This window comes from Oceanobacter sp. 5_MG-2023 (assembly GCF_030548165.1).
Taxonomy (GTDB): domain Bacteria; phylum Pseudomonadota; class Gammaproteobacteria; order Pseudomonadales; family Oceanobacteraceae; genus Oceanobacter.
In genome coordinates this window covers 180,207-201,473 of sequence record NZ_JAUORS010000001.1, presented here as the reverse complement: position 1 = coordinate 201,473, position 21,267 = coordinate 180,207, and the positions used below count along the sequence as shown (strand labels likewise).

23 protein-coding genes are annotated in these 21,267 nt (G+C 52.0%); 19 read left to right on the top strand and 4 right to left on the bottom strand.

The genetic code is table 11. The features are described 5' to 3' along the window. Window positions 1–83: 83 nt before the first annotated feature. Window positions 84–254: an AAA family ATPase gene (locus tag Q4551_RS16215; RefSeq protein ID WP_368501347.1), complete on the top strand. Its 171-nt coding sequence runs from the start codon at window positions 84–86 to the stop codon at window positions 252–254. Window positions 255–546: 292 nt separating this feature from the next. On the opposite strand, the gene Q4551_RS00935 is transcribed toward Q4551_RS16215, so the two are convergent. Then, entirely contained in the window at window positions 547–1,095 is a 549-nt protein-coding gene (locus tag Q4551_RS00935; RefSeq protein WP_303431233.1) for a TetR/AcrR family transcriptional regulator, read from the bottom strand. 613 nt (window positions 1,096–1,708) lie between these two features. On the opposite strand from Q4551_RS00935, the gene Q4551_RS00930 reads away from it, so the two are divergent. The 15 genes from Q4551_RS00930 (at window position 1,709) to Q4551_RS00860 (ending at window position 15,308) form a co-directional block, all read left to right on the top strand. Continuing rightward, window positions 1,709–2,311 (top strand): hypothetical protein, encoded by a 603-nt coding sequence (locus Q4551_RS00930; protein WP_303431232.1) that lies wholly within the window; start codon window positions 1,709–1,711, stop codon window positions 2,309–2,311. Window positions 2,312–2,819: 508 nt separating this feature from the next. Then, a complete protein-coding gene (gene mnmG, locus Q4551_RS00925; protein WP_303431231.1) occupies window positions 2,820–4,721 on the top strand; it encodes a tRNA uridine-5-carboxymethylaminomethyl(34) synthesis enzyme MnmG in 1,902 nt (633 codons plus the stop codon). A gap of 129 nt (window positions 4,722–4,850) precedes the next feature. Continuing rightward, window positions 4,851–5,531: a 16S rRNA (guanine(527)-N(7))-methyltransferase RsmG gene (gene rsmG, locus Q4551_RS00920; RefSeq protein ID WP_368501342.1), complete on the top strand. Its 681-nt coding sequence runs from the start codon at window positions 4,851–4,853 to the stop codon at window positions 5,529–5,531. 21 nt (window positions 5,532–5,552) lie between these two features. Further along, window positions 5,553–6,323 carry a ParA family protein gene (locus Q4551_RS00915; RefSeq protein ID WP_303431230.1) on the top strand — a complete coding sequence of 257 codons (771 nt, stop codon included), beginning with the start codon at window positions 5,553–5,555 and terminating at the stop codon, window positions 6,321–6,323. Between the two features lie 38 nt (window positions 6,324–6,361). Beyond that, on the top strand, window positions 6,362–7,267 hold the full coding sequence (locus Q4551_RS00910) for a ParB/RepB/Spo0J family partition protein (protein WP_303431228.1): 906 nt from the start codon (window positions 6,362–6,364) through the stop codon (window positions 7,265–7,267). Window positions 7,268–7,535: 268 nt separating this feature from the next. Further along, entirely contained in the window at window positions 7,536–7,904 is a 369-nt protein-coding gene (locus Q4551_RS00905) for a F0F1 ATP synthase subunit I (RefSeq protein ID WP_303431227.1), read from the top strand. Window positions 7,905–7,925: 21 nt separating this feature from the next. Continuing rightward, window positions 7,926–8,789 carry a F0F1 ATP synthase subunit A gene (gene atpB, locus Q4551_RS00900; protein WP_303431226.1) on the top strand — a complete coding sequence of 288 codons (864 nt, stop codon included), beginning with the start codon at window positions 7,926–7,928 and terminating at the stop codon, window positions 8,787–8,789. A 68-nt stretch (window positions 8,790–8,857) separates the two neighbouring features. Continuing rightward, window positions 8,858–9,085 (top strand): F0F1 ATP synthase subunit C, encoded by a 228-nt coding sequence (gene atpE / locus Q4551_RS00895; RefSeq protein WP_303431224.1) that lies wholly within the window; start codon window positions 8,858–8,860, stop codon window positions 9,083–9,085. Window positions 9,086–9,152: 67 nt separating this feature from the next. Beyond that, window positions 9,153–9,623: a F0F1 ATP synthase subunit B gene (locus Q4551_RS00890; RefSeq protein ID WP_303431223.1), complete on the top strand. Its 471-nt coding sequence runs from the start codon at window positions 9,153–9,155 to the stop codon at window positions 9,621–9,623. Between the two features lie 11 nt (window positions 9,624–9,634). Then, window positions 9,635–10,171: a F0F1 ATP synthase subunit delta gene (locus Q4551_RS00885; RefSeq protein WP_303431222.1), complete on the top strand. Its 537-nt coding sequence runs from the start codon at window positions 9,635–9,637 to the stop codon at window positions 10,169–10,171. A gap of 15 nt (window positions 10,172–10,186) precedes the next feature. Next, window positions 10,187–11,725: a F0F1 ATP synthase subunit alpha gene (gene atpA / locus Q4551_RS00880; protein ID WP_303431220.1), complete on the top strand. Its 1,539-nt coding sequence runs from the start codon at window positions 10,187–10,189 to the stop codon at window positions 11,723–11,725. Between the two features lie 66 nt (window positions 11,726–11,791). Further along, window positions 11,792–12,652, top strand: coding sequence for a F0F1 ATP synthase subunit gamma (atpG, locus tag Q4551_RS00875; protein ID WP_303431219.1), 861 nt, complete (start codon window positions 11,792–11,794; stop codon window positions 12,650–12,652). 39 nt (window positions 12,653–12,691) lie between these two features. After that, on the top strand, window positions 12,692–14,086 hold the full coding sequence (gene atpD, locus Q4551_RS00870) for a F0F1 ATP synthase subunit beta (RefSeq protein WP_303431218.1): 1,395 nt from the start codon (window positions 12,692–12,694) through the stop codon (window positions 14,084–14,086). A 58-nt stretch (window positions 14,087–14,144) separates the two neighbouring features. After that, window positions 14,145–14,573 carry a F0F1 ATP synthase subunit epsilon gene (locus tag Q4551_RS00865; protein ID WP_303431216.1) on the top strand — a complete coding sequence of 143 codons (429 nt, stop codon included), beginning with the start codon at window positions 14,145–14,147 and terminating at the stop codon, window positions 14,571–14,573. Between the two features lie 150 nt (window positions 14,574–14,723). Further along, a complete protein-coding gene (locus Q4551_RS00860; RefSeq protein ID WP_303431215.1) occupies window positions 14,724–15,308 on the top strand; it encodes an outer membrane beta-barrel protein in 585 nt (194 codons plus the stop codon). A 112-nt stretch (window positions 15,309–15,420) separates the two neighbouring features. Here the strand turns inward: Q4551_RS00860 and Q4551_RS00855 are convergent, their stop codons facing one another. Next, a complete protein-coding gene (locus Q4551_RS00855) occupies window positions 15,421–16,329 on the bottom strand; it encodes a histone deacetylase (RefSeq protein ID WP_303431213.1) in 909 nt (302 codons plus the stop codon). A 198-nt stretch (window positions 16,330–16,527) separates the two neighbouring features. Between Q4551_RS00855 and Q4551_RS00850 the strand changes: the two genes are divergently transcribed. Further along, window positions 16,528–16,866 (top strand): hypothetical protein, encoded by a 339-nt coding sequence (locus tag Q4551_RS00850; RefSeq protein ID WP_303431212.1) that lies wholly within the window; start codon window positions 16,528–16,530, stop codon window positions 16,864–16,866. Window positions 16,867–16,959: 93 nt separating this feature from the next. Here the strand turns inward: Q4551_RS00850 and Q4551_RS00845 are convergent, their stop codons facing one another. Together Q4551_RS00845 and argH are read right to left on the bottom strand one after the other, a co-directional pair. After that, on the bottom strand, window positions 16,960–17,793 hold the full coding sequence (locus tag Q4551_RS00845; RefSeq protein ID WP_303431211.1) for a putative nucleotide-diphospho-sugar transferase: 834 nt from the start codon (window positions 17,791–17,793) through the stop codon (window positions 16,960–16,962). A gap of 30 nt (window positions 17,794–17,823) precedes the next feature. Further along, window positions 17,824–19,221, bottom strand: a complete 1,398-nt coding sequence (gene argH / locus Q4551_RS00840; RefSeq protein WP_303431210.1) for an argininosuccinate lyase — start codon at window positions 19,219–19,221, stop codon at window positions 17,824–17,826. A 190-nt stretch (window positions 19,222–19,411) separates the two neighbouring features. Between argH and Q4551_RS00835 the strand changes: the two genes are divergently transcribed. Together Q4551_RS00835 and Q4551_RS00830 are read left to right on the top strand one after the other, a co-directional pair. Continuing rightward, a complete protein-coding gene (locus tag Q4551_RS00835) occupies window positions 19,412–20,497 on the top strand; it encodes a sensor histidine kinase (protein WP_303431209.1) in 1,086 nt (361 codons plus the stop codon). After that, complete coding sequence (locus tag Q4551_RS00830; protein WP_303431208.1) at window positions 20,472–21,236, top strand: LytTR family DNA-binding domain-containing protein; 765 nt, start codon at window positions 20,472–20,474, stop codon at window positions 21,234–21,236. The genes Q4551_RS00835 and Q4551_RS00830 overlap by 26 nt, the downstream gene beginning before the upstream one ends. Window positions 21,237–21,267: the final 31 nt, after the last annotated feature.

Here is a 21,267-nt window from a genome sequence, read left to right as displayed (position 1 = left end):
TGGTCAAAAACAGGAGCCAACGTCATTGACTCCGGTAATATAATGCATACAGAGATTAATCGGGATAAGCAGGGTAACTCCAGATACTCCATTCACAGCACAGCGAAGGCATCAAAAAAATAGCCATCCTGGATACTCTGTTAGGCAATCGTTTTTCCGTCGTTTTTGTTGATGAACCCGAGTCAGCGCTACATCCAACAGCCATTGTGCAACTGATCGATATTTTGGCGTTACTGGCCGCGAAGGGCATGTAAATATTTATGGCGACTCATTCTTACTATCGTTGTCAAAAAACTGTTGTTGATTGCGAAACAGCAACAGTTGCCGATACCGTGCTTTCTTTCTGATAACAAGGGCGCCTGGCAGCAGAGTTGTTTACTGGCGGATGGATTGCCTGATACAGAGATCATCAATGAATCAGTGCGTTTATTTGTATGAAGATTTTTTGGAATATTTTTGAGAAGCTGGATAGTTCATTGTTGGGCATATTATGCGAATTCCAGAGCTTTAAAAGTAAGCAGTTGCTTACTTTTAAAGCCTTGTCTATCAAAGGCTGGTCAATGTCCCGAGCCATTCGCGGACGGACTCCAGATGAGGGGTGTCTGGCCGGACACGATCGGCAACCATTGCACCTTGCAAGGAAGATACAACGACCCGTGCCAGCGCTTCGCGAGAGACCGGCAAGAAGCGGGCGGAGCTGAGGCAGTCAAGTACCCACTCGTACAAGGCATCATAAAAAGCCTGGATTGCTGTCAGACTGTCTTCGGTCAGTTCGTTCATACCGGCGCTGTAAGCCTGGGCAAGGCACTGGCCATTGCTGCTGAAGTGATCCATGTACAAGTCGCACAGATGTTGCAGTCGCTGCCGCGGGCTACTGATGCCGTCGGTACGCTGTTGCAGTTCCGTAAAAAAAGCCTGTTGGTAGTCGGTAGCCAATTCCAGTAACAGTGCGTCCCGGCTTTTGAAGTGATAATGCACGGAGCTGGATTTGATCCCTGCTACCTTGCCCATTTCTCGAAAACTGGCTGCAGCCAGGTTGTTTTTGCAGATCTGATCAGTCGCAATGGATTTGAGATGATCTCTGGTATCGCTCACGGCACGTTCTCCCTGTATGTCTCTTGGATAAATTCTATCGGGTGTTAGGAATCAATAGAATGGCCTGGATCAGAAATATGCCGGTTTTTTGAGCAATGGTGCCTAAAAAACGGTATTGATGGCCTCTTTTGTGCCCTGGGCAACCCTCTGAGCCGGTTGTGTTCCCGAGCTTGCCGGTAGCCTGGCAACGGTTAGATGCTGCAGTCATGGCGGTTGCTTATATGACCCCTTCAGATATAGGGGGGTGGATGTCCGGCATTCTTGGGAAGACCAGTGATTAGCCGGTGATAAAGGACATATTTAGCAAAAGTTCACATTTTTGGCATTAAATGTGACGCAAAACACTATCTTTGTTGACATTTTTATGAATATTTGATGAAAAGGCTAGCTGCAGGACAGTTTTCCTGATGGAAGTTGCTGTTCCTTGTGATAACTAACCGCTTATCTACCAGGGATCGCCATGCGCGTTTTCACGATAACAACAATAATAACGACTGCATTGAGTTGCTCCGGATGTGTTTCTGGAAGTAATAATCAGGCCTATGAATCTTCTTATAATCGTGCCATCGCGCTGAATGGTTTTTGGGACGGTCAGTTTGATCAAAGCGGCGCTGTGCGGCTCTTGATATACGAAGGCAATATCTACGGTTTTGATGACAGCCGTGGTTTTACCGGTACAGCTGAGTACGACACATCCGAGCGCAGTGTCTCCATGAGTCTGGAATCCCGCTGGATCACCGGTAACGATGAAGCGCAGGGCGAGATGATGTCCAGTGGTACAGCCAGTAATGTTGGTGTGGATGCCTTGCTGATTGATGAGAGCGATGGCACCGGCCTGATTGTGGGCACTTATGCAACCGGCCTGAATGCGGGTGCCATAACACTGAAAGCCGACGGCAGCTGGAAGAACTCTTCTTCTTTGTGGAATACCCTGGGTGTTTGGCAGGCGGGTACGACCAGCCTCTATATAACCGAGGTGGATGGCAGGGCCAAGTTTGTTGGTCAGGGTGCAGACAGCTGCAGCTTTGATGGCGAACTCTTTTTGCTGAATACCGACTATCCCCTGCTGAAAGCACATATTTACAGCCGTTCTGGCTGCAATTTCTTTACCGTATCAACCCCGGTAGATGGCTACGCAGCCATTACTTCTGAGGGAATGCTGGAATTCTATTTCACTTCTGACAGTGAATTGCTGCGTCTGGAATACAGCCGCTAGGTCCCGTTTTTCCCCTTGGTCGTTATTTCTTGTTGTTGGCGGTTGTTGTGATCGCCAGTCCTTTCTTTCTGGCTGATTAATGTCAGCCTGCCTTGTGTTGTATCTCATTGACCGTGGGCGGCGAGCGGCTGCCTGTTTGGTTGACACCCTGTGGGTAGTATCGTTTTGAGAGTTTGAGGTTTTCAGCTTGTGGATAATCCTGTTAGAAAATGTGGTAAAGCCATGGTGTAAGGGGTGGTTATCCCTGGATAACTGTTATCTGGTTTTTGCCTTATTTTAGCTTTTTAGCGTTTATAAGATTCTTATAAACAGCCTAGTATATTGATTTTAAAAGATAAATTTATGTTTTGAGGTGGCTGTGGATAACATTGTAAACAGCCCGATTCAGGGTGTTTAAGGTTGTGGATAGTTGTTCTGGTTATATATTGTACAGGCTCTATCTGGGGGCTGAGGGAGTTGCTATAATCCGCGCCCGTTTTTGTAATTCCTGTGATTTGGTGAGGTGGCTGTGGAATACCCCGTTCGATATGACGTGATTGTGGTAGGTGGTGGTCATGCTGGTACAGAGGCTGCGTTGGCGTCGGCCCGTACCGGTAGCAAGACCCTGCTGCTGACCCATAGCACGGACACCGTCGGAGTGATGTCCTGCAATCCAGCCATTGGCGGTATTGGCAAAAGTCATCTGGTGAAAGAAATTGATGCACTGGATGGCGCCATGGCACGGGCAACCGATCGCGGCGGTATTCAATTTCGCACCCTGAACGGCCGCAAAGGGCCAGCGGTACGGGCTACCCGTGCCCAGGCTGATCGGGCTCTGTATCGTTCAGCTGTTCGCCATATTGTTGAAAACCAGCCCAATCTGGATATTTTCCAGGCTTCTTGTGATGATTTGATACTGGATGGTGATGGGGTTGGCAGCACCGTTTGCGGCGTGGTGACACACACCAATATGAAGATTTATGCCACGTCCGTGGTGTTGACGACGGGTACCTTCCTCGGTGGCCTGATTCATATCGGTATGGAAAACCACAGCGGTGGCCGTGCGGGTGATCCGCCTTCTACTGCTTTGTCTCGACGGTTGCGGGAAATGCCTTTTGCTGTCGGGCGGCTAAAAACCGGCACCCCGGCGCGTATTGACCGCCGCAGTGTGGATTTTTCCGTGATGCAGGAACAACCGGGGGATACGCCGTTGCCGGTGATGTCCTTTATGGGGTCGCTGTCTGAGCATCCGGAGCAGGTCAGTTGTTACATTACCCATACCAACGAACGGACCCACGATATTATTCGTGCCAACCTTGATCGATCACCCATGTACGCCGGTGTGATTGAAGGGATAGGCCCGCGTTATTGCCCATCGATTGAAGACAAGATCACCCGCTTTGCAGACAAAAGCAGCCATCAGGTCTTTGTTGAGCCAGAAGGGTTAAACAGCAATGAGCTGTACCCGAACGGTATTTCCACCAGTTTGCCGTTTGATGTTCAGCTGGATCTGATTCATTCCATCCCTGGTTTTGAGCAGGCCCATGTGACGCGCCCGGGTTATGCCATCGAATACGATTATTTTGATCCGCAGCAACTGAAACACAGCCTTGAGACCCGCTGTATCAACAATCTGTTTTTTGCCGGTCAGATCAATGGCACCACAGGTTACGAAGAAGCCGGTGCCCAGGGCTTGCTGGCAGGCTTGAATGCCGCGCTGCGGGCGTTGGAAAAAGACGTCTGGGTACCACGTCGTGATCAGTCCTATATGGGCGTGCTGGTGGATGATCTGATCACCATGGGCACCAAAGAGCCGTACCGGATGTTCACCAGCCGGGCGGAGTATCGCCTGATACTGCGAGAAGACAACGCAGATCTGCGCCTGACAGAGATTGGTCGTGACCTTGGTATTGTTGGTGATCAGCGCTGGGCGGCCTTTTGCGAAAAACGAGAGCAGATTGAGCGCGAAGCACAGCGTTTGAAAACCACCTGGATACAGCCCGGCTCCACCGAAGCGGCGACCTTGGCCGGACTGGGTGAAACAGCGATTACGCATGAATACAATCTGCACGAATTGCTCAAGCGCCCTGCCCTGACCTATTCGATGATTGCCCGACTCAAGGGCGAGCCATCCAGTGAAGATCCGCGCGTGGCCGAGCAAGTGGAAATCCAGGCCAAGTACGACGGCTATATAGCCCGTCAGCTGGAAGATATCGAGCAACTGCGGCGTTATGAAAATACGCTGCTGCCAGATGACCTCAATTACGATGCCATCGGTGGCTTGTCCAATGAAGTGAAACAGAAACTGTTTGAACTCAAGCCGGAAACCCTGGGTGCTGCTTCACGGCTTTCCGGGGTGACACCAGCGGCGATCAGCCAGATCATGATTCACCTGAAAAAACGCAATATGGCGCATCGCATGGAGGCCTGACACTGGCCTTTAATAACAACAAGTACCGGAGTCTTGCCGTGCATTCGGTCTTTTGACGTCGCTGGCTCCGATTCGCGGATGACTTTGTGCTAGTATCCGCGCCCCTGGCAGGATTCAAGGCATTTATATATGAGTATGGCAACTTCTCTCCCAACTGGACTGCGCCCCCGCTTGGTGCGTGGTGCTGCCCAGATGAATGTCGAACTGAGTGATCAGCACAGCGATCTGTTGATGAGCTATCTGGAACTGCTGCACAAATGGAACAAGGCGTATAACCTCACCGCCATTCGTGAGCCGTCGGTCATGGTTGACCTGCACTTGCTCGACAGTCTTGCTGTGCAGCCACATCTTGGCGATGCAACACATATTCTGGATGTGGGTACCGGCCCTGGCCTGCCAGGCATGGTGCTGGCGATACTGAATCCGCAACGGCACTTTACCTTGCTCGATAGCAACGGCAAAAAGACGCGCTTTATGTTCCAGGCTCGTACCAGTCTAGGGCTGGAAAATGTCACTATCGTGAATGATCGGGTTGAGGCATATCATCCCGAGGTGCCATTCGATATGATTGCCAGTCGAGCATTTGCCTCGCTGTCTGATATGGTGATCTGGTGCCGTCATTTACTGGCACCGCAAGGTTGCTATCTGGCCATGAAAGGCCAGTACCCCCAGGAAGAGCTTGAAGCTCTGCCTGCCGATGTGACGTTGGCATCTGCTGCCATTATTGAAGTGCCAGGTGTCGAAGGTCAGCGTCATCTGCTGCGATTGGTCGCTGCGCCGGGCGACGACCATGTACCGACTGATCAATAATATCCCTGTAGAGCGAAGACAATGATTCTGGCGATTACCAATCAGAAAGGTGGCGTAGGCAAGACGACGACGGCAGTGAACCTGGCTGCCTCACTGGCGGCAACCAAACGCCGGGTGTTACTGATTGATCTTGACCCCCAGGGTAATGCCACCACCGGTAGCGGCATTGACAAATACGCACTGGAAACCTCGTTGTACGAAGTGCTGGTGCAACGCTGCACAGTAGAAGAAGCCATCGTGCCCGCCGGTGAGGCTGGCTATGACCTGATTCCTTCCAATGGCGACCTGACCGCAGCGGAAGTTGAGTTGATCAATGTTATCGGTCGGGAGCAGCGGCTGCGCAAGGCATTGGCCAGTGTGCAAGCAAATTACGATTATATCCTGATCGATTGCCCGCCCTCACTCAGCATGTTGACCGTTAACGCAATGGTTGCGTCGGATGCGGTACTGATCCCGATGCAGTGTGAATACTATGCCCTTGAAGGGCTGAGTGCGCTGATGGAGACCGTCGACTCGATCAAGGATGCCTACAATCCACAACTGTATATCGAAGGTTTGCTGCGTACCATGTACGACCCACGCAACAGCCTGACCGAAGATGTCTCCTCGCAACTGATCAGCCACTTCGGTGACCGGGTTTACGATACCGTCATCCCCCGTAATGTACGTCTGGCGGAAGCACCCAGCTACGGCATACCGGCATTGTTGTACGACCGTAATTCCCGTGGTGCCATGGCCTACCTGGCCCTGGCCGGAGAAATGAATCGCCGTCACCGGGTGGTAACGGCCTGAATAGAGATGTTCAAAACGGACATGATCGGAATCAAGGTATGATAAAACGTAAACGTGGCCTGGGGCGTGGCCTTGATGCGCTGTTGGCGGCGTCGCATGCCGGTCAGGATGACGATACCCCTGAGTCGGTAACAGCCGGCCCGGTGCGGGACACAGCCGATAAAGACCTCAGTTATTTGCCGCTGGATGTGATTCAGCCAGGCCAGTATCAGCCGCGTCGGGATATTCAGCCAGAGGCTCTGGAAGAACTGGCCGACTCGATTCGGGCACAAGGACTGATGCAGCCAATCATGGTGCGTTTGTTAACGGGCTCGGAAGATCGTTATGAAATCATCGCCGGAGAACGTCGCTGGCGTGCCAGTCGTCTGGCCGGGCTGGCGCAAATTCCGGCGCTGGTGCGGAATGTGCCGGATGACGCAGCCATTGCCATGGCGCTGATCGAAAACATTCAGCGGGAAGACCTCAACCCGATGGAAGAAGCCATTGCACTACACCGGTTGCAGCAGGAATTTGAACTGACACAGCAAGAAGTTGCCCGGGCCGTTGGAAAAAACCGTACCACCGTGGCCAATTTGCTGCGGCTGATGAACCTGAACGCCGATGTAAAAATCCTGTTGGAAAACGGCGACCTGGAAATGGGCCACGCCAGAGCCTTGCTGGGACTGAGTGATCAGGCGCAGAGCCAGGCAGCAGACCAGGTGGTCGCCAAAGGCCTGACGGTACGACAAACCGAAGCGTTGGTGCGTGCCCATGAGCAAAAACAATCAGCCAGTGCCGCAGTTCCTGCACCTGCAGATCCCGATGTCGAGCGCTTGGAGCGGCTGCTGGGAGAGCGCCTCGGTGCCAGTGTGTCCATTCGCCATAATGCCAAAGGGAAAGGAAAACTGGTGATCAACTACACCAGCCTGGATGAGCTGGATGGCATTTTGAGCCATATGCAGTAAGCCTGTCACATCTGAAGGAAATGATTTCTGCTGCGAAAGGACAATAACAACGCGATCAAATGACCAGACAAAGCCGTGCAAGCAAGGGGTTTTGCTTGACATATGGCCCGAATTGATACGTATCAATAGTGCATAGACCATCCAAAGCACTACGACCAATTTATTACAGATAGATCCGGTAATTGGTTGAAGGCCGGATACCTTGCCCATATAATCACCGCGCTTTCGCACTGGCCAAAGCAGAAATTCAACGACTAGTGAGATCAGGTTGTCTACTGTACCGCGTCCACCTGTGCATCGGATCGTCATCTTACAACTGATCCTGACGCTGATTTCTGCCTTGATTGCCTGGTTACATAGTGATGTAGCCGCCGTGTCGGCGTTATTGGGCGGGTTAGCCTGTGCCCTGCCTAACGCTTACTTTGTCTGGCGCGCATTCCGCTATACCGGGGCCAGATCGGCCAGCAGGATTGTACAATCGCTCTACCAGGGAGAATCCTGGAAGTTTTTGCTGACAGCGCTGTGTTTTATCGTCATCTTCCAGCGGGTTGAGCATCTGAATGCATTGGCACTGTTTGCAGGATTCATGACAGTGCAGTTGGGGCACCTCGCTTCAGCACATGTCGCCAATTTATAAACTATGGACTGAGAGTGAACGATGGCTGGAAACTCCCAAGAGTATATTGCTCATCATTTGACCAATCTGACATTTGGCAAACTGCCCGAAGGGTATGTGCGTCACGACAAGAATGGTTCTGAAACTGTACTGACCCACGATACCTGGACCATGGCGCACACCGGCCAGGAAGCTCAGGATATGGGTTTCATGGCGATCCACGTGGATTCCCTCGGCTGGTCTCTGGCTATGGGTATCCTGTTCGCGTGGGTGTTCCGGAAAGTGGCGAAAAACGCTACATCGGATGTACCTGGCAAGCTCCAGAACTCTGTTGAGGCAGTGGTTGAGTTTGTTGATGGCACCGTTAAGGAAACATTTCATGGGAAAAACCCATTGATTGCGCCGTTGGCATTGACGATTTTTGTCTGGGTCTTCCTGATGAACTCCCTCAAATGGCTGCCAGTTGATCTGGTGCCCGGCATTGCTCATGCCATGGGGCTGGAATTCTTCAAGATCGTACCGACCGCAGACCCGAATGGAACGCTGGGGCTGTCGCTGGGTGTATTCCTGCTGATTATTTACTACAGCATCAAGGTCAAGGGCATTGGTGGCTTCACCAGAGAACTGACCCTGAAACCTTTTAACCACCCGATTGCGATCCCGTTCAACCTGTTCCTGGAAGTACTGGGCTTACTGACCAAACCACTGTCTTTGGCATTGCGACTGTTCGGTAACATGTACGCCGGTGAGGTTGTGTTTATTCTGATCGCCTTGTTACCGTTCTATATGCAGTGGGTATTGAACGTGCCATGGGCAATCTTCCATATCCTGGTGATTCCGCTACAGGCATTTATCTTCATGGTTCTGACGATTGTTTACCTGAGTCAGGCACACGAAGATCACTAGTGCGAATCGACCGACAATTTTAAATTTAACCCTTAACAAACTACGTAACTAAACTTTAGGAGTCTTTAATGGAACTCGTATACATTGCTGCTTCAATCATGATTGGTATGGGTGCCCTCGGCACTGGTATCGGTTTCGCCCTGCTGGGTGGTAAATTGATCGAAGGTACTGCCCGTCAGCCTGAGCTGGGCCCTCAGTTACAGACCAAAACCTTCCTGATGGCTGGTTTGCTGGACGCTGTTCCAATGATTGGTGTTGGTATCGCGATGTACCTGATCTTCGTTGTAGCAGGTTAATCATCCAAGCGATCCCTGATCGTCTTGAAAGAAACCTGTCCAACGAATTCGTAAGAGGTAAATCGTCGTGAACATGAATCTGACCATGCTCGGTCAATTGATTGCCTTCGCGATTTTCGTCTGGTTCTGCATGAAATTTGTCTGGCCGCCTTTGACCAGTGCAATGCAGGAACGTGTAAAGAAAATTGCCGATGGTCTGGACGCAGCAAACCGTGCAGAACGTGACCTGGAACTGGCGCAGGAAAAAGCCATTTCCGAGCTGCGTGAAAGCAAAGAAAAAGCGGCTGAAATCATCGAACAGGCTAACAAACGTGCCAACCAAATCATCGACGAAGCGAAAGAAACCGCTCGCGCTGAGGGTGACCGTCTGGTAGCCGCTGCTCAAGCAGAAGTTGAGCAAGAGGTTAACCGTGCCAAAGAAGTTCTGCGCAAACAGGTATCTGAGCTGGCTGTTGCCGGCGCTACCAAGATCCTGAGCAAGTCAGTCGATGCGTCAGCTCATGCTGATCTGCTTAATCAACTGACTGAAGAACTCTAAGCGAGGTTGCCATGGCTGAATTAACCACTCTCGCTCGGCCATACGCCAAGGCCGTGTTTGCTGAAGCAAAAGAGAAGAAAACCCTGGACGCATGGTCAGAAGATCTGGCCCTGCTGTCTTTATATGCATCCGACGCCGAGATGGCGAAAGTGCTGGTACATCCTTCTCTGACTGCGGCACAGCAAGCACAAGCCTTGATTGACGTATGTGGCGAAAAGCTTAATGACGCAGCCAAAAACCTGGTAAACGTTCTGGCAGAAAACAAGCGCCTGACGCTGTTGACTGAAATTACAGCTCTTTATGAAGAGCTGAAGGCCCAGCTGCAAAATGCAGTAGATGTCGTAGTGACCTCTGCGTACGCACTGACCGAAGCACAGTCGAACAAGCTCGCTCAGGCACTTAAAGCCAAACTGCAACGTGATGTCCGCATGACCAGCGAAGTTGATGAGACCCTCATCGGCGGCGCTATTATTCGTGCAGGCGACCTGGTTATTGACGGCTCACTCACAGGCAAGCTGTCAAAGTTGGCCGAAGCGATGAAATCCTAGTTTGAGGGACGATGCATGCAGCAACTGAATCCATCCGAGATCAGTGAAGTCATCAAAAAGCGCATCGAAAGTCTCGATGTGACTTCACAAGCCCAGAACGAGGGCACCGTTGTATCCGTATCCGACGGTATCGTTCGTATCCATGGTCTTGCCGACGTAATGTACGGTGAGATGATTGAATTTGAAGGCGGTGTATACGGCCTGGCCATGAACCTGGAACGCGACTCTGTAGGCGCGGTTATTCTGGGCGAATACAAATCGCTGGCTGAAGGCCAGAAAGCGAAATGTACCGGCCGTATCCTGGAAGTTCCAACCGGCGAAGCCATGCTGGGTCGCGTTGTGAACACACTGGGACACCCAATTGACGGAAAAGGTCCTATTGAGACCAGCACCTCGGCACCTGTTGAACGCGTTGCGCCTGGCGTAATTGCTCGTCAGGGTGTTGATCAGCCGCTGCCAACAGGCTACAAGGCGGTTGACTCCATGGTGCCGGTTGGCCGTGGCCAGCGTGAGCTGATCATTGGTGACCGTCAGACTGGTAAGTCAGCGATGGCGATTGATGCCATCATCAACCAGAAAGGCAGCGGCGTTAAATGTGTTTACGTTGCAATTGGCCAGAAGCAATCTTCCATTGCGAACGTCGTTCGTAAACTGGAAGAGCACGGCGCGATGGAACATACCATCATCGTTGCTGCTGGTGCTGCCGATCCTGCAGCAATGCAGTTCCTGGCGCCCTATTCCGGCTGTGCGATGGGAGAATACTTCCTCGATCGTGGTGAAGACGCCCTGATTGTATACGATGACCTGACCAAACAAGCCTGGGCTTACCGTCAGATCTCATTGTTGCTGAAACGTCCTCCGGGTCGTGAAGCATATCCTGGTGACGTTTTCTATTTGCACTCCCGTTTGCTGGAACGTGCTTGTCGCGTTAACCCTGATTACGTGAAAAGCGTAAGCGGTGTTGAAGGCAAAACCGGTTCTCTGACGGCTCTGCCAATCATTGAAACCCAGGGCGGTGACGTCTCGGCATTCGTACCAACCAACGTGATTTCGATCACCGATGGTCAGATCTTCCTGGAAACCAACCTGTTCAACTCTGGCGTACGTCCAGCGATGAACGCCGGTATTTCGGTTTCTCGTGTTGGTGGTGCAGCGCAGACCAAAATCATCAAGAAACTGGGCGGTGGTATTCGTCTGGCTTTGGCTCAGTATCGTGAATTGGCGGCATTCGCCCAGTTCGCATCTGACCTGGATGAAGCGACTCGCAAACAGCTGGAACATGGTAAAGCCGTTACCGAGCTGATGAAGCAAGGTCAGTATGCACCGATGTCCACTGCAGAAATGGGATTGTCGATTTACGCTGCTACCGAAGGCTTCCTGGAAGACGTTGAAGTATCCAAGATCAAGTCTTTTGAAGCTGCTCTGCTGAGCTACGCCAACAGCGAATTTGCTGAACTGATGGCGAAGATCAACGTGAAGGGCGACTTCAATAACGAAATCGCGGCCAGTCTGAAAGAGTGTATTGAAACTTTCAAGAACTCCCAGACTTGGTAAGTCCGGCGCTGGCGACCAGTAATGGTTGCCAGCAGGATTCAACCTTCAACGTGAGGCAGCTTGGTTATGGCAGTCGGTAAAGAAATTAAAGAGCAGATTACGAGTGTAAAAAGCACGCAGAAAATTACTTCAGCCATGGAAAAAGTGGCTGTTAGTAAAATGCGTCGCGCTCAGCTGCGTATGGAAAAAAGCCGCCCTTACGCGGAAAAAATCCGTAACGTAATTGGCCATCTGGCCAACGCGACTTCTGAATACCGCCATCGTTATCTGCAAGATCGTGATGTCAAACGGGTTGGTTATATCGTTGTGTCTTCCGACCGTGGCCTGTGTGGTGGTTTGAACAATAATCTGTTCAAGCTGCTTGCTCGGGAAACAAAAAACTGGAGAGGAGAAGGAGTGGATGTTGATTTCTGCTCTATCGGTGCCAAGGCATCGCTGTTTTTCTCCAGTTTTGGTGGCAATGTTGTGGCTGCAAAATCCCATTTGGGTGACGCGCCGGAACTGGCCAGCCTGATCGGCTCGGTAAAAGTGATGCTGGACGCATTTGACGAAGGCAAGATTGATCGTCTGTTTATCGTCCACAATCGTTTTGTAAACACCATGACCCAACAACCTGTTGCGGAACAAATATTGCCGCTGAAGGCAGATGAAGAATTCGCTCGGGATCACTCATGGGATTATATCTACGAACCTGCTGCCGAGGAAATCATCGACAGCTTGCTGGTTCGTTTCATCGAATCCCAAGTGTATCAGAGTGTGGTTGAGAACAACGCCTGTGAACAGGCCGCGCGTATGTTGGCAATGAAGAACGCCACCGATAACGCCGGCGACATGATTAACGAGCTGAATTTGTTGTACAACAAGGCTCGTCAGGCAGCGATCACCCAGGAAATTTCGGAAATCGTTAGCGGCGCCGCGGCTGTATAAGCCGGGGAACGAAGGTTTTAAGGTTAAGAGGAACCGAATATGAGCGGACGTATCGTACAGATTATCGGTGCCGTTATCGACGTGGAATTCCCACGCGACAGCGTACCCAAAGTCTACGACGCCCTGACCGTTGATGGTACTGAAACTACTCTGGAAGTTCAGCAACAGCTGGGTGATGGCGTAGTGCGTACTATTGCGATGGGCTCCACAGAAGGTCTCAAGCGTGGCCTTCAGGTAACAAACTCTGGCGCTCCAATCTCTGTACCGGTTGGTATTGAGACATTGGGACGCATCATGGACGTCCTTGGCCGTCCTATTGATGAATGCGGCGAGATCGGTGAGAAAGAACGTTATTCGATTCACCGTGCTGCACCTGGCTTCGACGAACAAGCCAACTCCACTGACCTGCTGGAAACCGGCATCAAGGTAATTGACCTTGTTTGTCCGTTCGCCAAGGGTGGTAAAGTTGGACTGTTCGGTGGTGCCGGTGTTGGTAAAACCGTAAACATGATGGAACTGATCAACAACATTGCAAAGGCTCACTCCGGTTTGTCTGTATTCGCAGGTGTTGGTGAGCGGACTCGTGAAGGTAACGATTTCTACTACGAAATGGCGGAATCCGGGGTTGTAAACCTGGATGACAAAGCGGCTTCCAAAGTAGCAATGGTTTATGGCCAGATGAACGAACCCCCAGGCAACCGTCTGCGTGTGGCTCTGACAGGTCTGACCATGGCAGAGAAATTCCGTGACGAAGGTAAAGACGTACTGTTGTTTGTTGACAACATCTATCGTTATACCCTGGCGGGAACCGAAGTATCTGCACTGCTGGGCCGTATGCCTTCCGCAGTAGGTTACCAGCCGACTCTGGCTGAAGAAATGGGTGTTCTGCAGGAGCGTATTACCTCCACCAAGAACGGTTCCATTACTTCTATCCAGGCGGTATACGTACCTGCGGATGACTTGACTGACCCATCGCCAGCAACCACCTTTGCCCACTTGGACTCCACCGTGGTACTGAGCCGTGATATCGCATCCAAGGGTATTTACCCTGCGATCGATCCACTGGACTCTACTTCCCGTCAGCTGGACCCACTGGTTATCGGTAACGAACACTACGACATCGCTCGTGGCGTTCAGGGTGTACTGCAGCGCTACAAAGAGCTGAAGGACATCATTGCGATTCTGGGTATGGACGAACTGTCCGACGAAGACAAGCAGCTGGTTGCTCGTGCACGTAAAATCGAACGCTTCCTGTCCCAGCCATTCCATGTGGCAGAAGTGTTTACTGGTGCGCCAGGCAAGTATGTATCACTGAAAGAAACCATCCGTGGTTTCCAGGGTATCCTGAATGGTGATTACGACGACCTGCCAGAGCAAGCCTTCTACATGGTTGGTACGATCGACGAAGCTGTCGAAAAAGCCAAAAACATGTAATTCGGGCTGGTAAGGCCGGAATCATCCGGCTTTACCTCCTCAACCTGAGGAATACCTTATGGCGATCACTGTACATTGCGATATTGTCAGTGCCGAAGAGAATCTCTTCTCCGGTCTGGTCGAGCGCGTTATTGCTGCGGGCCTGATGGGTGAGCTTGGTATTGAACCAGGCCACGCGCCCTTGCTGACCCCGTTGAAACCAGGTCCGGTTCGTATCGTCAGACAAGGCGGTAGCGAAGAGGTTGTTTACGTCTCTGGTGGTTATCTGGAAGTTCAACCAAACCGGGTGACTGTGTTGGCTGATACGGCAGTTCGTGCGCACGATATTGACGAAGCCGCCGCTCTGGAAGCCAAGAAACACGCTGAACAAGCACTGGCAAATCAAGGTTCCGACTTTGATTATTCCCGCGCTCTGTCCCAGCTTGCTGAAGCCGCAGCCCAGCTGCGCACCATTCAGCAAATCCGTGAAAAACTGGGCAAGCGCTAAGCTTCGCCTGTTTTTGACGGCAGCCCTCGAATCTTCGGGGGCTTTTTATTTTCTGCCGACAGGATGTCAGATGGCCGTTAATATTTTTCTGTCTCCTGTTCGTGCGATTTTATACGATATCGTGTTCCCAAAGCTCAGGAGAGCGTCCTTATGTCCAAAGTATTTTCCAGGGCCTTGTTGCCCTTGATGGTCGCTGCCTCATCCTCTGTGATGGCTGGCCAGTTTTATGCCGGTGTGGGAATAGCCGGTTTTATCGGCAGTGGAGAAGAGGAATACACATCAGGTCGTTACTCTGTTACCTATGATTATGAGTATTCGCAACAATCGATCGGGTTGGGTTATCAGTTTGATAACGACAACCGCCTGGAAGTCTCTTTGGCGACCATTGATGTAGAATATGACAACGATTTTTATGATGATGAATCATACTCTGGCCTTGATGTGGATTATTCGTTTGTTTGGCGTTACGAAGTCGTCAGACCCTATCTGCTGATTGGCTTTGGGTTGTACACCTACGATGATTCAGGAGAGTACTATGCCGATGGTGAGGACTTGTCCGGCGTTGCATTCAACTTTGGCGCAGGCGTAATCTGGCAGTTCCATGAACATCTGGATGTTGACCTGGGTTACGGCTTCAAGTCGATTGGCTGGCAGGATGCGGAGGATGGCCACCACATCTACGAAACCCAATCTACCCAGGGCGGTTTCGATCTTGCGGCGCATATACTGTTCTGATTGACGACAGAAGATGATGTGCAACAGGCGCCATGGCGCCTGTTTTTGTATCTGTTAATCTGTTATGCGTTCAATCAATATCACACCTGTACATACACACCTGCGGGTTTGCTTATTGTTCAGCAAACAGTATGGAAGCGGTTTTCACCACACTGGCATGGCGTTCTGCCAGGCGCTGGTGATCCTTGTCATAGCCACCTCCAATGACCGTCACAACCGGTATGCCGCGCTGTTGGCAGTATGCCAGCACCCAGCGGTCCCGTTGCTGAATACCCTCCAGGGTTATATTCAGGTGGCCGAGCTCATCCCCTTCCCAGACATCAACTCCGGCATCGTAAATCACCAGCTCTGGCTGCTGTTCATGAATCAGGCGTTCGAAGGTGTCCCTGACAACTGTAAGATAGGCAGCATCATCGAGATATTGCCCAAGGCCAATATCAAGATCACTGCGGTGTTTACGGAAAGGAAAATTCTTCTCGCAGTGAATCGAGCAAGTAAATGCCCGTGGCTCATGCTCCAGCAGAGCCGCAGTGCCATCCCCCTGATGCACATCCAGATCAAAAATCAGCAAACGCTGGACTTCTCGCCGTTGCAGCAGAGTCAGGGCGGTATAGGCGAGATCGTTGACCAGGCAAAAACCAGAGCCAAAATCATAATGAGCATGGTGGGTGCCGCCAGCGAGATGGCTGGCCATGCCATGCTGGAGTGCCAGCCGGGCGGCCAGCAAGGTGCCATTGGGTGCGGTCAGGGTCCGGTCTATCAAACCCTGGCTCCAGGGTAAGCCCAGGCGTCGCCAGGCTTTCATCTCAATGGCATCGTCAACCAGAGCCTGCAGGTAAACCGGACTGTGGGTAATGGCGAGGTCGGCGATGGAAGCCGCGGCAGGCCGATAGAGATTATCGTGGATATAACCCTGCTGTAACAGATGGTCGTGCAGGCGCACAAACTTGGACATGACAAAGCGATGGTTGTCCGGGAACGGGCAAGAATAGTTGGTGTGATAAACAATAGGCAATTTCATGATGAACCGGCAGAGTTCCAACGGCAGAGAGTCTGTAGGGTAGCTGAACCAACGGTGGGACTATGCCGCCGTACTGCATCAGAAACTAGCATATTGTCCGGCAATGCGTGACCTTTAAACAGACCTACGACCAAGGGCGAGTGGCAATTTGATAGCTTGTATGGTCCATTAGAAGCCTGTCAGGATTTGCTCCTGAACGTGCAACGCAGCGCCAGAGCAGGCTTTTGTCAGTCTGCCAGCATACTGTTTAGTCAGCGATGCAACGTCTATTTTTCCGAGGTTGATGTGAAAAAAGATAATAAAAACAAGAAAACAGCCACAGAGAATCAAGCGATCTCCAGCTTTGAGAAATTCTTTTACCGCTATATCGCCTGGTTTCCGATTCTGGTGTTACCGGCCCTAGTATGGGAGATGTTCAGCGTCAACGACTATGCTCCGGCAGGGTTGATCGGCGTTATGCATGCCGTGCTGGTGTTCCGTCTGGTCACGATTGCCGGGCAGGAAGGCTGGTTCAAAAAGCGGCAGCAACAAGTCTGAGATGCGCCGGTGCCTACCTGGGTACCGGTAGAAAACATGACTTAGGCTGGGACTACACAAAGGTGCCGCTATGCTGCTTGGTCACCGTCGATGCTATTTTTTTGAAAAATAATCGGACAGGACAAAGTACTTTATCTTGTTGATCAAAGAGTAGTCTGATGGATTGCCGAGAAAAAATTCCTGTGGGACTTTTTCGAGATTGTGAGTACCTTTGGCCCGAAAGGTTTTAATCAGGTTGCGCATGGTTCTGTAACCCAGCAGGCTCAGCAAGGACGGACAGGCCTCGCCATCTTTATCAATAAAGTGATGCAGGCTGGGGCTATGAATAATTTTCGGAAATCCTCGCGCCTGGTTAGTGATACGTAACCAGTGCAAGTGCATGACATTGTATTCGGTAGGTAATATATGTACATGGAGGTTAGAGAGCCAAATCAGCTCCCGAAAAAGTGGCTGGTCAGCATTACTGCCAGTCTCTTGCATTAACCGCTTCCAGGTATTGAGAAAGGCCGTTGTTTCTTCCGTTTTTCGTATTCCGACAACGCCACTATTCAAGGCTGGAAACGATTCAGGAAATGATAGTTTATGTATTCTCTGGCCATGGTGACTGGCTCGCGCCTGATCGTGTACCGCCGCGATATCAAAACGGTCAAGGATAAAGAACACATCAGATATATCGTCGATTACAAAAGTATCGGCATCGATATAAACCGTTTTTTCAAAGCGGGAATCCTGCAACGCGTCAATTTTGGCGCGAAACCAGGAGTCTTCATACACATGAACCTGATCGAAAACATCGTCATCGCATGGTTGATCTGTGAACAAGTCGATCGGGTAATCGGGGCACTGTGCCTTGAGACTGCGAGCCGAGCGAATGGCTAGCTGTGTGTAGCCAATATCGCCCGTTGCTGCATAGACAAATCCATTCATCAATATATCGCTTCCCTGCTAACAGGACACCTAAGGTCTGGATGCTAGCATATTCTGCGCCCGCACCGCAGCTGCCCGTACCTGATCTGGCGCAGTACCGCCGATATGATCGCGAGCGGCAACAGAGCCTTCCAGGGTCAGTACATCAAAGACATCGACAGTAATTTCATCGGAAAACTGCTGCAGTTCTTCCAGCGTCATGTCACTGAGATCCTTGCCTTGCTCCAGGCCATAAGCCACCGCTTTACCAACAATTTCGTGGGCATCACGGAAGGGAATACCCTTGCGTACCACGTAATCGGCGAGATCGGTGGCGGTCGAGAACCCCCGCTTGGCAGCATCCCGCATATCATCCCGACGTGCTTGCAGGTGAGGAGCCATATCTGCGAAGGCTCGCAGGCTGTCGCGCAAGGTATCGACGGTATCGAACAGGGGTTCCTTGTCTTCCTGATTGTCCTTGTTGTAGGCCAGTGGCTGGGACTTCATCAGTGTCAGCAGGCTGACCAGATGACCATAGACCCGGCCGGTTTTGCCCCGTACCAGTTCAGGAACGTCGGGGTTCTTTTTCTGCGGCATGATGGATGAGCCGGTGCAAAAGCGGTCTGGCAAATCAATAAAGCGGAATTGCGCCGATGCCCACAGCACCAGCTCTTCCGAGAAGCGTGACATATGCATCATGATCAGCGCTGCGGCACTGGTGAATTCGATGGCGAAGTCGCGATCGGAGACAGAATCCAGACTGTTTTCAGTGGGAGCGTCAAAGCCGAGCAATTCGGCAGTATAGCAACGGTCAATCGGGTAAGTCGTACCGGCCAGCGCTGCAGCACCCAAAGGCAACTGGTTAACCCGCTTGCGGCAATCCTGCAGGCGGGCGTAGTCCCGTTCCAGCATCGCATTCCAGGCCAGCAGGTGATGACCAAAGGTGACTGGCTGTGCGGTTTGCAGGTGGGTGAAGCCCGGCATGATGGTGTCGGCTTCCCGCTTGGCCAGTTCAATCAGGCCTTGTTGCAGGCGGGTCAGTTCGGCACTGATCAGATCGATTTCATCACGCAAGTACAGGCGGATATCGGTGGCAACCTGATCGTTACGGGAGCGGCCGGTGTGCAGTTTTTTGCCGGTGATACCGATCTTGGCAGTCAGTGCGGCCTCGATGTTCATGTGCACGTCTTCCAGTGCGATCGACCAGTCGAAATCACCGCGCTCAATCTCGATACGTACTTCTTCCAGGCCACGAATGATATCGTCGCGCTCGTCGTTACTCAGCACTCCGACGTGGGCCAGCATGCGGGCGTGGGCAACCGAGCCCTGGATGTCGTGGCGGTACATGCGCTGGTCAAAGTCCACTGACGCAGTGTAACGGGCAACAAATGCATCGGTTGGCTCAGAAAAACGGCCGCCCCACGAGGCATTGGTGGATTGATCAGTCATGTACTCCCCCTCAATAAACGCAAATGTTGTGGCTCTATTGGCGTTGGCCAGCCACAACAGAAAATTTCCAGCCGCAGAGTATACCTGTGGCGTGGCAACGGTTTAACCGGAATGTGGAGCAGATACTTGTTGTCGTCCGAGACTAAAGCGAGACTAGTACTGTTTTTACCTTACGGTCAGAGGATCAGCTATGTCAGATACCGTATCCGCTGTCAGCCATCAGCATGATCGCAGTTTACTGGATGCGTTTTTCCTGCCCGATTTGTGTAACACCCGGGCAATCCTGTTTTTGCTGGCGGTCAGTGAAGGCCTGGTAGCGATTCTGACCTTGATGGAATCGTCGCTGGCGGCGTTTTCCTGGGAACGTTTTGGCCTGGTCTCGCTGTTTGTGCAGTGGGTGGCCTTGCTGTCGGTGGCGGTGTTGTGTCAGCTGCGATTTGTGCTGGTGCAGGTGAACGTCATGCTGGTTTCGGTGCTGGCGCTGTTATTGGTGCAGCTGGTGACACTGGGTGTGGGGTTGATGGCGGACTGGTTGTGGCCAACCAGTGTGAGAAGCATCGACTGGCTCTGGCTGGCCCGGAATGCGCTGGTCAGTGCCCTGGTGACTGCATTGGCATTACGCTACTTTTATGTGCAGAGCCAGTGGCGGATTCAGGCGCAGGCAGAGCTCAAGGCGCGGCTGTCAGCGTTACAGGCCAATATTCGGCCGCATTTCTTTTTTAATACACTGAATACCGTCGCTGCGCTGATTGTGATTGATCCGGAAAAAGCCGAAAACATGCTGCTGGATCTGGCGCAATTGTTCCGGGTGGTTCTGAAAGCCGACGACACGCCATCGACGTTGGAGCAGGAAATTGAATTTGGCCAGCGTTATCTGGATATCGAACATACCCGGCTGGGGGCACGGCTGACGATCGAGTGGCAACTCCCCGACCCTTTGCCGGAGATTATTATGCCAACCCTGATTCTCCAGCCATTGCTTGAAAATGCGGTTTACCACGGCATTCAGCCCCTGGTCGGCGGCGGCTGGATTCGTATTTCGCTGACCCCGGTGACGGGAGGCTGGGAGCTGATGGTCGCGAATGCCCGGGTTCCCGGCAGCAGCAAGCCGGGTAATGGCATTGCCCAACGTAATATCCGTGCCCGACTGGACACCCTGTTTGGTGATTCTGCCCGGCTACAGACACTGGAGCTGGCGGATGAGTACCAGGCGCGGATCATGATTCCACTGTATTCTGGAGAGCGTACCCATGAGTTATCGCCTGGCGCTGGTTGATGATGAGCCGCTGGCTCGTGGCCGGTTGGCACGTCTGTTAAAAGAGTACCCGGATTTTGAACTGGTGGTCGAACTGGAGAGCGGGGATGCCACCTTGCAATGGCTGGAGCACCACCGTGCCGATGTATTGCTGCTGGATATCCAGATGCCTGGCCGCAGCGGGCTGGAAACCGCCCAGGCATTGCAGCAATATGACACGCCTCCGCTGGTGGTTTTTTGTACGGCATTTGATGAACATGCTCTGGATGCCTTCGGTGTCAGCGCCATCGATTACTTGCTCAAGCCGGTACGTCCGGCGGATTTGCAGCGGGCATTGGAGCGGGTCAGGGAGCGGCTGGAGGCCCGGGAACTGGCAAGCCGGGATCTGTCAGAAGAAAAACCGGAGCACGACGAAGGTACAGCTAAAATACGCACGCACCTGACTGCCCGCACTCATATGGGCTTGCAACGTATCCCGCTGGAAGACATATGCTACTTTCTGGCTGATCAGAAATACGTCAATGCCATTCAGGAACAAGGCGAAACATTGATCGATGATAGCCTGCGTCAGCTCGAAGAAGAATTTGGCGACCGCTTTGTCCGGGTCCACCGCAGTGCGTTGGTGGCGCGGGATCGTATCGTGCGACTGGAAGCGCAGGAAGGTCGAGGCCATGTGGTATACCTGAACGGTATCAAAGACGGTGTTGCGGTTAGTCGCCGCCATTTACCGGATGTGCGCAAGGTAATGAAGTCATTTTAGCCTTGAACACGGTATTTCCTGCTGGTTAGCT